At 66.2% G+C, this 14,393-nt stretch carries 14 protein-coding genes and 1 pseudogene; 3 read left to right on the forward strand and 12 right to left on the reverse strand.

The window, feature by feature from the left end; translation table 11 throughout:
* Nucleotides 1–23 precede the first annotated feature (23 nt).
* Genes ACIHEJ_RS10670 through ACIHEJ_RS10690 form a run of 5 tightly spaced genes read right to left on the reverse strand, consistent with a single transcriptional unit; the run spans nt 24 to nt 3,751 of the window.
* A complete protein-coding gene (locus ACIHEJ_RS10670) occupies nt 24–992 on the reverse strand; it encodes an S-4TM family putative pore-forming effector (protein WP_400133938.1) in 969 nt (322 codons plus the stop codon).
* Nucleotides 989–1,855: a CBASS oligonucleotide cyclase gene (locus ACIHEJ_RS10675; protein ID WP_400133939.1), complete on the reverse strand. Its 867-nt coding sequence runs from the start codon at nt 1,853–1,855 to the stop codon at nt 989–991. Before ACIHEJ_RS10675 ends, ACIHEJ_RS10670 begins: the two co-directional genes overlap by 4 nt.
* Before the next feature lie 24 nt (nt 1,856–1,879).
* On the reverse strand, nt 1,880–2,383 hold the full coding sequence (locus ACIHEJ_RS10680; protein WP_400133940.1) for a hypothetical protein: 504 nt from the start codon (nt 2,381–2,383) through the stop codon (nt 1,880–1,882).
* Nucleotides 2,380–2,826 (reverse strand): hypothetical protein, encoded by a 447-nt coding sequence (locus ACIHEJ_RS10685; RefSeq protein ID WP_400133942.1) that lies wholly within the window; start codon nt 2,824–2,826, stop codon nt 2,380–2,382. The genes ACIHEJ_RS10680 and ACIHEJ_RS10685 overlap by 4 nt, the downstream gene beginning before the upstream one ends.
* Before the next feature lie 19 nt (nt 2,827–2,845).
* The gene (locus ACIHEJ_RS10690; protein ID WP_400133943.1) at nt 2,846–3,751 is read right to left on the reverse strand and encodes an AAA family ATPase; all 906 of its coding nucleotides are present in this window, start codon (nt 3,749–3,751) and stop codon (nt 2,846–2,848) included.
* Nucleotides 3,752–3,996: 245 nt separating this feature from the next.
* Between ACIHEJ_RS10690 and ACIHEJ_RS10695 the strand changes: the two genes are divergently transcribed.
* On the forward strand, nt 3,997–5,112 hold the full coding sequence (locus tag ACIHEJ_RS10695) for a helix-turn-helix domain-containing protein (protein ID WP_400133945.1): 1,116 nt from the start codon (nt 3,997–3,999) through the stop codon (nt 5,110–5,112).
* Between the two features lies 1 nt (nt 5,113).
* Here the strand turns inward: ACIHEJ_RS10695 and ACIHEJ_RS10700 are convergent, their stop codons facing one another.
* Nucleotides 5,114–5,704 (reverse strand): hypothetical protein, encoded by a 591-nt coding sequence (locus ACIHEJ_RS10700; RefSeq protein WP_400133947.1) that lies wholly within the window; start codon nt 5,702–5,704, stop codon nt 5,114–5,116.
* Nucleotides 5,705–5,798: 94 nt separating this feature from the next.
* The gene (locus tag ACIHEJ_RS10705; RefSeq protein WP_400133949.1) at nt 5,799–6,365 is read right to left on the reverse strand and encodes a hypothetical protein; all 567 of its coding nucleotides are present in this window, start codon (nt 6,363–6,365) and stop codon (nt 5,799–5,801) included.
* A gap of 633 nt (nt 6,366–6,998) precedes the next feature.
* Here ACIHEJ_RS10705 and ACIHEJ_RS10710 point away from each other — a divergent pair.
* The gene (locus ACIHEJ_RS10710; RefSeq protein WP_400133950.1) at nt 6,999–8,954 is read left to right on the forward strand and encodes a DUF262 domain-containing protein; all 1,956 of its coding nucleotides are present in this window, start codon (nt 6,999–7,001) and stop codon (nt 8,952–8,954) included.
* Between the two features lie 24 nt (nt 8,955–8,978).
* Here the strand turns inward: ACIHEJ_RS10710 and ACIHEJ_RS10715 are convergent, their stop codons facing one another.
* Nucleotides 8,979–10,235 carry a hypothetical protein gene (locus ACIHEJ_RS10715; protein WP_400133952.1) on the reverse strand — a complete coding sequence of 419 codons (1,257 nt, stop codon included), beginning with the start codon at nt 10,233–10,235 and terminating at the stop codon, nt 8,979–8,981.
* A 225-nt stretch (nt 10,236–10,460) separates the two neighbouring features.
* Nucleotides 10,461–10,676 (reverse strand): annotated as a pseudogene (locus ACIHEJ_RS10720) (3'-5' exonuclease); the annotation flags it as partial.
* Between the two features lie 264 nt (nt 10,677–10,940).
* On the opposite strand from ACIHEJ_RS10720, the gene ACIHEJ_RS10725 reads away from it, so the two are divergent.
* Nucleotides 10,941–11,990 carry an Hsp70 family protein gene (locus ACIHEJ_RS10725; RefSeq protein WP_400134038.1) on the forward strand — a complete coding sequence of 350 codons (1,050 nt, stop codon included), beginning with the start codon at nt 10,941–10,943 and terminating at the stop codon, nt 11,988–11,990.
* A gap of 429 nt (nt 11,991–12,419) precedes the next feature.
* Here the strand turns inward: ACIHEJ_RS10725 and ACIHEJ_RS10730 are convergent, their stop codons facing one another.
* The 3 genes from ACIHEJ_RS10730 to ACIHEJ_RS10740 all read right to left on the reverse strand — a co-directional run bounded on the left by ACIHEJ_RS10730 (nt 12,420) and on the right by ACIHEJ_RS10740 (nt 14,385).
* Nucleotides 12,420–12,749, reverse strand: a complete 330-nt coding sequence (locus tag ACIHEJ_RS10730; RefSeq protein WP_400133954.1) for a hypothetical protein — start codon at nt 12,747–12,749, stop codon at nt 12,420–12,422.
* Between the two features lie 118 nt (nt 12,750–12,867).
* On the reverse strand, nt 12,868–13,449 hold the full coding sequence (locus ACIHEJ_RS10735; RefSeq protein ID WP_400133956.1) for a hypothetical protein: 582 nt from the start codon (nt 13,447–13,449) through the stop codon (nt 12,868–12,870).
* A gap of 252 nt (nt 13,450–13,701) precedes the next feature.
* Nucleotides 13,702–14,385, reverse strand: a complete 684-nt coding sequence (locus ACIHEJ_RS10740) for a TetR/AcrR family transcriptional regulator (RefSeq protein WP_400133958.1) — start codon at nt 14,383–14,385, stop codon at nt 13,702–13,704.
* Between the last annotated feature and the right edge of the window lie 8 nt (nt 14,386–14,393).

Below are 14,393 nucleotides of genomic sequence, written 5' to 3' on the forward strand. Positions count from 1 at the left end.
CCCCGAGCATCCCGCCCAGCGAACTATGTGGGCGGGGGTGTGTTTTGGGCGAGGCGGACGCGGTGGCCTTCTGCGGTACCGCCGAAGTCGCGTTCGTCGTCGTCGCGGAAGCGGTTGTAGAACCACTCGGGTACTCGGGTGGTGTCCAGGCGGGTGCGGAGTACGCCGTCCTGCACGTCCCGTGCAACGTTTCGAAGGCGGTGCCATTCGTCGTCGGGGACGGGACCGGGGCGTCCGTTGTGTAGCTCGGTGTTGACGACCTTGGTGAGGCGGTCGCGTTCGTCGGCCACCTTGCGTTGGCCGGACCAGATCTCGTAAGCGATCTGATAGGCCGCCAGGGATGGGACGAAGAAGCTGAGGAGGGTGTCGCCCAGAGTGGTGTCCGCGACCACCAGACCGGCGACGAAGCCGATGGCGGCCCACAGCATCGCGGTAGCGGCGATGAGGTGGCTGTAGCGGCGGCGGAGGCGGGCGTCCCAGGCAAGGTTCTGTTCCTGGGCAATGAACACGTCGTAGGGATGGTGGACGTCGCTGGTGGGGTCGTACCAGCCGTCAGTGATGCGCTTGTCCTTCGGGCCACCTCGGGGGAGCTTGCGCGCGAGACGGCGGACGTCGGGTTCGGGGATGGGATCGCCTGCAACGGTGGCGCGCCACGGCAAGTGGAAAAGGGCGACGTCGAACATCTCCTGGAGCAGGGCGCCCTGGCGGGCGGTGTTCCCGGCGAGGCCCTTGAGCAGGAACGCGGAGACGACGAACCAGAAGAACCCGACGATCGAGACTATTGTCCGGCCGTGGCCGATCAGCGTGATCAGGACACCGGCGGCGGCGAGCAGAACGGCGGCGGTCACGCGCACGGCTTCGAGGAACTGGCCGCGTTGGTGGCTTGCCGACGCGGCGCGCTGGAGGAGCAACATGTCGTCGTCGAGCTGCCGCTCGTGGATAGCCCGAGGCGGTATCCCGTGGACTCCGGCGGGGTCTGTGGAGAGGTTCATGGCCTGGTCATCCTGTTCCCGAACAGCTTCTTCCACTCGTCGTAGGCGGCGCGCTCCTGGCCCTCGTCCTCCAGATCGACGGCCTGCTCTGCGATGGCGCGGGCCTGGGTGAGTGCGTTGGCCGCGGCGAGCTTCTGAGTCGCGTTCATGACGGTGTTGACGTCACCGCCCAGGCCGGCGGGGTCAGGCCACACGTCGCCGATGCGTTCGGCGGCGGTGGCCAGGAACAGCACGATCTCGTCCTGGTAGCGCCCGATCGGCGGTTTCACCAGCGACTGGGCCATGACCTCCAGAAGGAAGGAGGGCGACACGGGCTCATGGAGTTCGCGGTTGATGCCCTTGACCATCTTGACGAAGGGCACGTACTTGCCGTCGCAGTCGGCGTTCTTGGCGATGCTCAGCTCGTGGTGGCGCTTGGGGTTGGTCGCGATCCAGTCGCCTGCCGAGGGATTGGGGATGTAGTAGCCGCCCTCGTCTCGCTTGAAGGCGGGGACCACGTCGATCGACATGACCTCGTCGTCGGGGCCGTAGGGGATGACGACGGCCATGCCGTCGCGGGCGGCAGCGCTCCACTTCTGACGGAGCAGGGTCTCCAGGGCGTTGATCACTTGGATGGGCGCCTGACCGCGGAAGCCGGCCTGGGAGCCGTCGGCGTCGAGGACCACGAAGATATCGATGTCCTTGAGCTTCTTCGTCTTGGTGTCGCGCCGGTAGCTGCCGGTGAGGAAGTCGTCGGCGAGGTCCCAGTCCGACCGGACGATATCGCGGATGGCCTCGTGCCGTGCCTTCGCCAGGTTCTGCTCGGTCTGGGAGATCTCCAGGTTGTGCTTGAGCTTGGTGAAGGCGTCGTCGATGTATCCCATAGCGGTGTGTTCCTGCTCGTGGTCTCAGGTGTGGTAATACCGCATGCCGGTCGAGGCGTGCGGGGCGGAGCCGAGGGTGCCGAAGGTGATGCCGCGCAGGCCGTCGGTGCTCGCCCGCTGGCCGGGGCCCCAACCCGGTTGCGGGGTGCGGGTCCCGTTGAAGGTGCAGAACAGCCGGTAAGTGGTGCCCGCGGGCACCCGGTCGAACTTGGCCCGGAAGCGGGCGGCTCGGGCACGAGAGGCGGTGAACTCGGCGTTGCCGTCGCCGGAAGTGGTGTAGGACACCGGGAACTCGATCACCGGTGCCACGGCGCCCGAGGGCTGGTGGCACTCGAGGACGACCGTGTCGAGGGAGCCCTCCTCGATCCACGCCTTGATCGCGTTCTCGTTCTGCACCCAGTCGCGATGCAGCCGGTCCAAGGTGATACCCAGGTCGGCGAGGATGTCGGTGATGGTGCCGAGGATGACTTCGGTCAGGTGCGTGGCGGTGTGGGTCCGGGTGTAGCTGTAGGTATAGGTGGAGGTCATCGCTGAGTCACCGCCCGCCGCAGAGCCTCACGGTCGATCAGCGGACCGGAGTTGGCAGCCTTCGTCTCCGGAGCGGGCGGGACAGCGTCGGACAACCGGGCGTGACCGTCGGCGGCTGCCTTCACCTGCTCCTGGAGCGGGGCTGGGGACGGCAGGTGGATCGTGAAATCGTCGGCGCCCGCCGCGCCGGGGACGGGGTTGAGGTTCTCCTCCAACGTCAGCGCCGCCGTGCCGGACACCGTCGTGATCTCGCAGTGCACCTTGCCGGCGACCAGGGTGATCGGGTGCTGCTGCAGGTGCCCTGCCGCGATCAGCATCCGCCCGACTGCCTCGGCGGCCGACATCGCCTGCACCGCCTCGTCGCGGGACAGTGCGGAGGACTGCGCCACGGTGTCCGCCACGAGGTCCGAGACCACCGCCCAGGTTCCGCTGGCACTGCGCATGGGAGAGGCCGCCACCTGCCTAGTGCGCCGCACGGGACACCTCCGGCTCACCCGTCTCCGCGACGGCGTTGCGCACCGCGGAGGCCAGGTCGTCTTCGGTGAGGCTGCCGGGGTCCAGCACCGTGTCCAGCCGCTGAGCCAGGGCTTCGAAGACCACCTTGCGCGTACGGCGGCCGTCCAGCCCGTGAGCCGCCTCGGCGATGCGCTCCATCGTCGAGGAGCGCGCCAGCTCACCCAAGGCGGGGTACTTGTCGGCCAGCATCAGCAGCGTGGAGGCCAGGATCTTCCGCAGTGCCTCCGGCCCGGGAAGCGGGACGAGGATGGCGGCGTCGGAGCGGGAGAGGAACGCCTCGTCGAGGGCGGTGGTGAAGTTGCTGGTCGCGACGAAGAAGAGGTGCGGGTGCTCGGCGGCGTTGAGATCCAAGGCGGTGAGCACCGCGTCGGTGGCACGGTGGACATCGGCGGGGTTGGCGGCCAGCGACGCCGCGGAGCGGGCGACCGCCATCGACTCGACCTCATCGAGGATCACCACGGTCGGCACGCCATCCGACGCGAGACCCGGCACGTACTCGCCGAGCAGCTCGCTGACCCGCTGCTGCGACTGCCCGTGCTCGGCGCTCATCAACCCGTGCGGGTTGATCTCGATCCGCCGGACCGCGCCTCCGCCGACGTAGCGGGCGACCTGCGCCGGCAGACCCCGTGCCAGGGTCGTCTTGCCGGTGCCGGGAGGTCCGTACAGCGTGCACAAACCGTGCAACGCCGTCACCGCAAACGGCAGGTCAGGCCGCACAAGCAGCGACAACACCGTCTGGTTGCGCAGCCGCTCCTTGATCTCCTCCGGCACCACGATGGCGTCCCACAACGCCGCCTCCGCCGAGTCGGCGGTGATCACCTCTTCCGACAGCACGCACTCCTGAACCCGCATCGCCTCAACCCCATCCCCCCACACACGGTGGGTAACCTCAGATCTGAACATCATCTTCCGAGTTTTAGGTAGAGTACACGACACGGCAGAGATGTAACTCGACACACTTCACTCAGGCGTGTTCGGCTAGAGCCGGGTGATTTGACCGCCCGGTAACCAAGGTGTGCCTAAGATGCGAGCGGAGCATTCAAGATCGAGATTCGTCCGCTGATCGGTGGACGTCGACTGGCGCGGAGACGAGCGACGTGAACGACCCGCAACTGGACCCCGGCGACATCGCGGCCCTGTTCGATCGCGCCAGGCTGCGAATGGCGCGCGAACTCCGTGGACTCACCCAGGTGCAGCTGGCCCGGGAAGTCGGCTCCGTCACCGCAGCTTCGATCAGCCAGTTCGAGAACGGACACACCAAGCCCGCCACATCGACGCTTCGCCGGCTTGCGGTCGCCCTGCGGGTACCGCCGTCGTTCTTCGCCGCGCCAGCCCGCCCCCCTGCCCAGGATCAGGTCAACGGGTTCTTCCGCAGCCTTCGATCCACCTCCCCCCGAGATCGCCAACAAGCGCTCGCCTACGTGCACCTCGCGCGGGAACTCGCACTTGAGCTCGAAAAACACGTCGCGTTGCCCGACCTCAATCTCCCGCGCGTCCCAATCGACGAAGGGGAGCCTCTTCAGTCCGTCGATATCGAACAAGCGGCTGCCCAGGTCCGTGATCACTGGGAAGTTCCACGGGGTCCAGTGCGAGATGTTGTGCGACTGTTGGAAATGAACGGAATTGTTGTTGTCCGTTTCCGTGTCAGCATCGAAAAGGTTGATGCATTCTGCGTGGACTTCCCCGACAGGCCTGTTGTTGCCCTCGGGGCCGATAAGGGTCTGCGTGACCGTTCCCGCTTCGATGCAGCCCACGAACTTGGCCACCTAGTCTTGCATGGCGTCGCTGGTAAAATTGGCGACAAGGTTACTGAGAGCCAAGCCCACGAGTTTGCCGCCGCCTTCCTCATGCCAGCCGACGACATCAGGTCCGAACTTCCGGATCGGCTCGACTGGCCCGCATTTCTCCGCTTGAAGGCAAAATGGCATGTTTCGCTAGCCGCCCTTTTGGTCAGGGCAAAAACGCTCGGTGTTATGAGTGAACACACTTACGCGCAGGGGTGGAAAGCCTTGTCTGTGCGAGGGTGGAGAAAAGTAGAGCCTGGCCCTCTGGGAAACCCAGAGGCTCCCGTGCTCCTGCAGCGCGCACTAGAACTCATGGAGACAACGGGTATCTCATTCGTTGATTTCGTCAGTCGTTCCGGTCTTCCGGAAGTCGACGTTCGAACCTTGCTCAGTCGGGATATCAGCGAACGACCCCGCGTGGAGTTCTGATCTACCTCCCTCGGTCATCAGTGCCCGATGTCATAGAGGCCGAAGTGGTGGTCATCCCAGCGCCGATGTAATTCGACGAGCCCGACTCGGTCGGTGTTACTACCTCGGCGCTCGCCTTATCGGATATGCACGCGGTCGGGATACGGCCGCCGTCGGACCGCGTCGGCGCGCAGGTCTCGAATCTAGAGGGCACGGTCCAGGGCCAGTTCCATGACCCTGCCGACACCCGCATCGGGTCCAGCCGCAGTCGCTCCAGCCCCGACACGTGCTTGTTCTCGGGGCCTTCGAGTAGCCGGACCATCTCGGTGCGCAGGTCGCGCGGCACTTCATCGTCGAGTGTGGCGTGCAGCCGGTCGTTCTCCTCCAGCGGACCGCAGATGCCATGCGGACCAACGTCGTGCGGTTGCTCACTAGTCACACCGCCGCCCGGTCGAACAACGCGCGAGGCTTTTCCAGTGAATACCACACCCGCGCCGCCAGGAACTCCCGCAGCGCCTCCTTCACCCTCGGCGAAGTCCTGGTAGCCGTATTCGTCCCCGGTGTCCCACGCATGTGCTGACTCGTTAGCGGCGTCGAAGCTCGGTTGGCTCATACATGAGCTGATATACGTTGAGGGCCGGGTGTTTCATCCGGTATATCGTGATGTTTGATAGAAAGTCTGTTTTTACTGCGGCACTCCGCCGTCGCTACTCGTCCTCACCAGCGCTGACGATCCAGTCCTCGATGTGCTGTGGCAGCGTGAACGTGAGGCGATAGGAATCCGCGTCACCATCCCTGGGGGTGATGAGCCACTCTGAGCCACCATAACCGCCTGTGCGTCTGATGCGGATTGGGTGCGCTGGGTTCCGGGAGGCGTAGTCGAGGAATCCCGTTCTGTTGGTGGTGTGCAGGGGAAGTATGAATGGTGCTGTAGGAAAACCGATCAGCAGCTCCGCCTCGCCGTGGTCGTTGAGGCCCCGGACGAAGTTGTTCAGGGCGTTCTGTACGGCCTGATCGGCGGGAGCCGACAGTGCTTCATCGATCAGTGCAAACGAATCGTCAGACACTTCCCCCGGTGTATCCAGGCCCAGGGTCTCGGTCGTCGACGCTATCAAGGTGGTCAGGGCAGACAGGGACAGCCAGCGGTTGGCCAGGGGGTGCGCGGCGGGTTGGGGCGTGGGGTCGTCGTCCGGATGAGCGCCGGCCAAGACGGCGCGGGCGTGAGCGAGTCGGTAGATCGTCCCGAAACGTTCACGAATTACCGGTCGAGTCATGTGACTCACCGGTATTTCGAACGGCGTGGGGCCGATGACGGGGTCGGCAACCTGGGCCGAGGACCGTCTTTCGCGTCGGCAGGGTGTCGATTACCGGGCACCTGGTGAGGAGTCCGTGGCCGCAGCCGGGGCTCAGGGGTTCATCAGGCGGCGAACAGCATGCAGCTTCCGCGGCGAGGGCGGCCTCGTGCTGGGGCCGGTCGAGCTTCTGCGGGGGTGGCGGCCGAAGGATTCGGCAGGGCACGGTCGTTGACGCCGACGACGGCGGTGTAGCGGTACTCGAGCCCTAAAAAGTGTGTGCATGTACCCGCGTTGACTGCGTCGTCGGTGCCGGGTGACTCCCGCGTGGACCACCCGGCTTGGGGGGACCCCGGCCGCGATCGAGCGGTCCTTGGCTTTCTCGCAAGTCACTATGACCGCGCACAGGTACCGATCTCCTCGTACGCGGCACCGCCGTCCGCCAACTCACGCACCTGCTCGACCCGGTCTTCGAGTTCAGCCTCCTCCATCTCCGCCGCGCGGACGCGTGGCCGGAAACCGTGCAGGGCCGAGCGGGGTACGCGACGACCCTGGCAAGCGAAGGTGGTTTCGCTCGGCCGCAGTTGGCCCTCCTCGGCAGTTGATAGCGTGTGTGTGGCGGAGCACACACAGGCTGGGGGCAGCATGGGGCTGGCAAACCAAAAGATCGCTTCTCAAATCGAGGACCTGCTGCAGGGCAAGGTCGTCATCCCCTCCATCCAGCGCGACTTCGTCTGGATGAGGCCCGACGTACGCGATCTCTTCGATTCCCTCTACCGGGGCTACCCCGTCGGTGCCCTGCTGTTGTGGAAGACCAATCTGACCGTCCCCTTCAAGACGGCTGCCGTCGTCCAGGCCGACAAGTCGGCGCACCAGCCTCTCTACCTCCTAGACGGGCAACAGCGGTTGACCTCCCTGGCCTGGGTGTACCGGCCGGAGTCAAAGGCGGACGGCCGGCTTATCGACCTGCGCTTCGATGTGCGCACCGAGGAGTTCGTCAACCCGAGCGCGATCCAAAGCAAGGACCCGCTCCTGTTCCGTGTTTCCACCTTGCTGCAGGAGAACGTGCAGTACCACGAGGTGCTCAAAGCGGCCGGGATCGATTACTCCGCACCGCAGTTCGGCGCATGGATGCAGCGCTTGCAGAAGGTGCACGACATCCGCAAGCAGGAGATCGCCGTCATCACCTACGAGTCCGACGACTACGAGGAAGTCGCCGAACTTTTCGCCCGGTTGAACAAGGGCGGTCGAAGGCTGTCCAAGGGTGACCTCGTCTACAGCGCCATCGCGGCGCGGTGGTCCGACGGCCTGGACACTATGGACGCCTTCCACCAGGAGCTGCAGGACAGCAACTTCGCCCTGAACAGGGAAGCCGTCCTGCGTCTCACGAGCCTCCTCGCGGGAACCGGCGCCCATCACATCAAGCTCATCGGGGCGGACATGGACGAAGCTGCGCTGAAGGAGGCCTGGCACGCCACCGAGAGGGCGCTGCGCTTCGCCATCGACTTCCTGAAGGGCGAGTGCGCGATCCCCCGGTCCGAGGTCCTCTCGTCACCGAACGTCACCATCGTGCCCGCCCTGCTGCTGCACCACCGGGACGGCAAGCTGCGTCCGGGGGAGGCTCAGCTACTGCGTCGCTGGGTGTACACGGCGATGGCGTTTAGTCACTACTCGCTGCAGGTCGAGGGCAAACTCGACGCGGAGGCAAGGCTGATCAAATCGCGTGAGGGAGAGGGCCTGTTCGCCGAACTCATTCGCCGGGCCTCCGGCACCCGGTCCCGGGACAGCGCCCTCCACCCGAGGGATCTGGAGCAGAAGTACTCCACGCATCCCTTCTTCAAACTGCTCTACATCGCCGCGTTGCGGGGCACGGCGCGGGACTGGGCGACCAACATCGCCATCAGCGACCAGCCGATGAACAGCGGCGCCAAGATCGAATTCCATCACGTGTTCCCGCGCGCCCGAGTCCAGGGGACATACGCGAAGGAGGAGTGGAACAGCCTCGCCAACCTTGCCTTCGTCACCGGTCAGACGAACAAGATGATCTCCTCCGGGCTGCCCGTCGACTACATGGCGGGGATCGCGCCGGAGCGCCTGGCCGAACAGTGGATCCCTGGCGATCCGGAGCTGCGGTCCCTGGACCGCTTCCCCGACTTCCTGGCCGCACGCCGGAGTCTGCTGGCCAACGTCCTCAACGGGTTGCTCGGTCTTCCCCGCTACGACGCACAGGTCATCCCCCGGGACACCGACGAGCTGCCTGCTGACGAGCAGCTGATCGTGGAGGGCCCGACCGCACCCACGCTCGTCGGGGCGGAGGTCCAAGAACTTCGCACGAAGCGCGGTGTCGAGATCCACGCGGTCTACGAAGGCCAGCGCGTCGACGCCTACTACGATCCCCTGTCGCGCGTCGTGAGGGTCCCCTCCGGTCCGGGACGAGGCGAGTACGAGACTCCCAGCGGGGCGGCGGTCGCCGTGGTCCACGCCCTGAACCCGCACGTCAATCCGAATCGGAACGGATGGAACTTCTGGACCGTCACTGCAACGGGACGGTTGTTGCAGAGCATTCGGTAGTGAACGGCCCCTCCATTCGCCTACCTACGTCAGGCCTCCGCGTTTGTGAGGTTTGACGTAGGTGTGCCCCTTCGGCAGCTGATGAGTCCCGGTAAGGCCGGCGCTGCGGTGAGCTTCGGCGTACGCGGCCTGGGCCGTAACGCTGGCCTGCTTGCCCAGGTGCCCGATCTTCATCAGGTGCCCCGCGACGCCGTGCTGTGAAGAGGCGCTCGGCGGGTGTACGACCCGCTGCTTCTTCGGCTTGGGCAGTACGAAGGGCGTGTAGCAGACGAGGCGGACCGTTCTCTCGCCCGGACGGGCCGGAAAGTGAAGAACGCCGTCGGCCGCACAGCTTCCTGTTTCCCAGGTGAGGCGGCTTCGGTTGATGAGCCCGTTCACCGAAGCGCGGATCGCGTCGCTCGAGTACTGGTGGGACATGCCACGGCTTCGAACGCCGCGGATCAGGTTCTCCACCGGCAGAAGCGCGCTGCCCGCCTCGTCGAGATAGCCGAGTTTGCGGATTGTCTCCTGCACCAGCACATCGAGCGAGACACCGATGCCCGCTGGGCTGTGGGCCAGGCTCATCGGGAGTTCACGGGCGATGATCCGGGGGTCGTACGCGTAAGAGAACCGCTTCTCCCCGATGAAGACGGGACGTTCCAGTGGGGTGAGAGACAGACGCAGCCGGCTGCGGTCCAGTTTGGCCGTGATCCGCGTGCCGGGCATGAGTTCCGCGCGCGGCCACCGGATCCCTCGGAGGTGCTCTTTGGTGACCTTCTTGCGGAGCGAATCCAGTAACACTGTCGGGAAGCCGCGGCCGTGGTCAAGGTGCACGACTTTGGCCGTCCGGATCCGACGTGCGGCCTGCGAGGGGAGCGGACACTGCCCGTGCTCCACGTGATGTCGGCGGATCACGAACGTCCACTGCAGTTCGGAGGCCGTCTCGACTACGTCATGGGGTTGACCCGGGTCCGGTTGCCGGATCAGTACCGTCTGGTCGAGCCTGGAGGTCGCTGCACCTTCTGCACCGTCAGGAGCCGAGGCAGTGCCGACGACCGGGGCATGAGGCTCATGCGTACTGGCCACGTTGGTGAGTCTATGAAGGTGGCAGTCCGCGCAGTGGGCGAGTTTCCTGCCCGCACTCGTGGTCTTGATGGCGACCACGGTGTCCTTGGTTGCCCTGCCGCATTGATGGCACGAGAACGAAATCGGTGCGGAAAGCTTCTGCAAGGTCCAGCGGACATGAGTACGTGTGCTCTGCAAGATCTCTGCACCCTGGAAGTGCGTTTCCTGAGTACTCACGATCGGCCCCCTTGCCGCGCGAACTCCGCCGTGCCCCGCCCTGCCCCTCCGGCGTGCCCCGCCCTGCCCCTCCGGTCGCGACGGTGCGCCACGTCAGCGCCGGCGGCGGAGGCGCCACGGGTGGCGATCGCCTTGTTCCGTGTCCGTGTCCTGTGCGGGACACGAAGCTCTGACGAAGAGTCTGCCTGACCCATGCCGGCAGAACCAGACAGTGAGGAACTCGCTCTACACTCCTGCCTCCACCAAAAACGGACTGGGCTTGCCCGACCAGGAGACGTACAGGCTGTCGCGGGCCCTTGTGCAGGCGACGAACAGCAGGCAGCGCTCCGACAGCATGTCCGTCTCGTGCTGCTTGGAGTCCACCTCGGGCGGTGTGACCGCCTTCGGGAACGGCAGCGCGTCCTCGGTGACGCCGATGACCGCGACGCAGCGGAACTGAAGGACGGCGACATCGACGGCCTCGGGGTCGCAGCCCAGCTTGAAGAACACCACGTCTGGGTCGGCTCGGAGAAATTCCGCAGCACGGTCGCGGCCGCCTCCCTCTTCAGCCGGATGAAGGAAGGCGTCTCCGCCCAGCTACTCGACCTATCCGACGCGGTTGTCACCGTCCCCGCCAATGCCACGGGCGGCGCGCGCTACCGCACCGTGCCGCGGCAGCGCTCGGCGGAGTGAGGGTCCGGGCCCTGCTCAACGAGCCCACCGCGGCTGCGATCTCGTACGCCCGCGACGTCCCGATCCCCGTGCCGTTTCCTCGTCTTCGACTGGGGCGGCGGCACCATCGACGTCACCGTCCTCGACTACGACGACGGCCTCTTCGAAGAGCAGACCTCCCGCGGCATCACTGCCCTCGGAGGCCTGGAGTTCGACAACGCGCTGGCCAAGCTGATACAGCAGAAGATCGACCTGACCGCGGACCAGCTCACCAAGGCCGAACGACGCCGGTGGCGCCGGTCGGTCGAGCTGACGAAGATCGCCCTGTCCTCCGTGCCGATGGATGGCGCGCCCTTCTTCGATCTCCCGATCGGCCTCGCCCCCTCGGTCTCGAGGCGTGAGGTCAGGATCACCGCGGCCGAATACACCGAGGCGGTCACCCCGCTCATCACCCGCCCCTTGGAGCCGGTCCAGCAGGCCCTGGCAGACCTGGCCATCTCCTCGGACGACATTGACTCCGTCCTGATGATCGGCGGCACCTCGCAGATCCCCCAGGTGCGTCATGCCCTGGGCGAGCTCCTCGGCCACGATCGCATCGTCGACAGCGGCCTGTGTCGGCCCATGACCGCCGTCGCCCGAGGCGCAGCCGTCTATGCGGCCTCCCTCGACGGCGAACTCGGCGACGACAAAGACTTCTCCTTGGTCACCAGCTACGACCTGGGCACGGCTGTGAGCGCGGGCGAACGCAAGGGCTTCCGCGCCATCATCCGACGCAATGCCACGCTTCCGGCGAAGGGCTCGGCCAACTTCTACCCGGACACGCCGGGTGCTTCCTTCGTTCGGGTGCCGGTGATCGAGGGCGAGGTCGGCTACTCCGCAGACAGCGACCGTGCCTTCCCCCTGTCCAACATCGAGGTGGATCTTCCGACCCGCGAACAGGACATCCGCCGGAACAGGATCGAGATCAAGTTCCGCTACGATGAGAGCGGCATTCTGCGCTTCACCGCCACCCACGCCGCCACCGGCAAGCAGCTCGTCGAGCGCGAGATCGATTCCTTCGGCCCCGACGGCCCCCACTGCCGCACGGCCTCGCCGATGAACTGACCCGCCTTTGGCCCATACCGTCCGCCCGTTCGCAAACGGCTCCTCCAACGTCCGTCACCTCTCAGCAGCTGAATCAGCCAGCGTCCGCCCCGCACCGATCAACACGTCTGTGCGTGTGGTGGAGGCCGATCCGGCCGAACGGTCAACGGTGAGCCGGAGGGCGTGGTGACGGGGGGACTCTGACCAGCCTCTGGACTCTGGTGGGTAATCTCCGGGTGCGCCAGTAGCTCGCTCCACCCGTACCGCTTCAGAATGGCTTCACAGCCTATGAGCTGCGGCTTTGCCGGACGATCAGCTGGCTCGGTGGTACTCATTGATCAGTCCGACGACGGCTTGCCGGTGTTCGATCCGGGCGTAGGTGCATCCCATCAATAAAATGCATGCGCATTCACTTGGGGAGTGATCTTGCGACTCGCGGGAACCTCAACATCAATTGGCTCTGTTGCGCCTGGTCAAAGGGAACTCGTGAACGTCCCACTCCTTATAGCGATACGGCGAGGACCTCGACCTGACGGTCGCGGTCCTCGTTGCGTTGTCGTAGGTGATCGTGATGCCGAGTGCCTCGTAGAGGGGCTCCTTCTTGTCGGCGTCGGCGGCTTGGATACGTTGAGCGATGTCTCCGAGTCTCTCAGTAATCCCCCGGATCTGGTCGGCGGTGAGGGGTGGTTCCTTCTTCCTGGTGACGGTGGGCAGTGCGCCGAGCTTCTTCTGTGCCGCTTCCCTGTCACGTTGCGCGTCTTTGATCCACTGGGTGACCATGGCTGGGTTGGCCCCGGAGTCGAGAGCGGCCTGGTAGCGGGCAAGACGCCGCTCGCATTCCTTGAGGGCTTGGCGGGCTTAGGTCCTCACACATGAGGGGATTGACACGTCGCCGGAGTCAGAAGCCGTTGACAGCCCGAGCGTGCAGGTCCCGTACGCCATCCTCGTCGAGTCCCAGCTGGGCGGCGAGGTCTTTCCAGGGCACCCCCCACTCGCAAGCCCACCTGACGGCGGCCAGCTGGTGCGCCTCCGCGTCCGACATCATCTTGCGGAGCAGTCGCAGCGCGGCGATCGGCTGCTGCGCGGTCACTTCTCGAAGGGCGAGGTTCTGCTCCGCCCAGCGGATCGTGTGCCATGCCGGTACGGCTGCGCTGCGCACGGCCGTGACGTGCTGCTGCCACAGTTGGCGGACCGGTGCGGCGGCATCCTCGGGCACGGCCCAGCCGCTGTGCCCGTCCCCGGTCGTGGATTCGAGCCTGCCGGGCACTGGCACGTTCTCGCCGCGCCATCCGCACGCGCACAGCGGATTCAGGTGGACGATCCGCGGGTCGCGAACCTCGGGCTGCCATCTTTCGTCCGCATGCTCGTCTCCGTCGAACGACACCGCGCCGGCCCGGAAGGTGAAGCGGATCCCGTCCGCCAAGGCGCCGAGGGCGGAACCCTCGTGCCCCTCCACGCTCCCGCTCTCGTGCTCCCACATGGTCCGGGCGTCCCTCCGCCTGCTCCGCGCAGCCTCGTCGGACCGGATACTGGCCCCAAGCCCCTGAAGCCGACGGGTCTCGGCGTGTTGTCCAGGGGCCAGTGGATGGTGGTTTGGCCGGACATGACGACGGCCGCCCCCGCATCACTCCACGAGTGCCGCCGCCGACCGCGCCGGCAGACAGACACCGAGGGCCCGGTGAAGGCTGAGCCGGTGCATGGCGGCGCCGGAGGGTGTGCGGTGGGCCGGCGGTCAGTCCAGGCTGCTCAGCAGCGTTCCGCCCTCCTCCCGGGCGGCGGCCACCGCCGGCTCCCCGAGCCCGCACAGGCGCAGGCACGACGACGCGATGGCCTCGGTGTCAGCCGCATCCGGCTCACGGGATCGCCGTATCTGGATGACAACCTCCACCAGCTGGATCAGCAGTTCACCGAGCCGCCCGGCGGGCAGGGCGCGCGCGACGTCCTCGGTCGCCGCCAGGGCGCCCAGTGTGCCGTAGCTCGACTGCAGACGGCCCCGCTCGGCCCGGAAGGCGTCGAACCGCTCGGCCCGCACTTCCGGTAGCAGATAGAGGGTGCCGATGTTGTACGGAGTGCGGGAGAGGGTGCGTACGTCCATGGCGGCCACGGCGTAGAGTGCGGCGGCCGCATCCGCTTGCTCGGGCACCAGGGCCCGGATCCGGTCCACCATCTGCAGACTGGGCCGCACGGAGGTCGCCAGCAGCTCGGCGAGGATCTCCTCCTTGGTGGCGAAGTGGTAGTAGAGCGAGGCCTGCCTGATGCCGACCCGCTCGGCGATCATGCGGGTGCTGGTGCTGGTGATCCCATGGTCGACGAAGAGCGCCCCGGCGGCGTCGAGGATCTGTTCCCGGGCGGAGGTGCCGGGGTCGGACGGCGGCGTGTGCCGGGGCCTGCCTTGACGGGGACGCGTCGTCGTCATGGCCCCAT

This window comes from Streptomyces sp. NPDC052301, from assembly GCF_044593395.1.
Classification (GTDB): Bacteria; Actinomycetota; Actinomycetes; order Streptomycetales; family Streptomycetaceae; genus Streptomyces.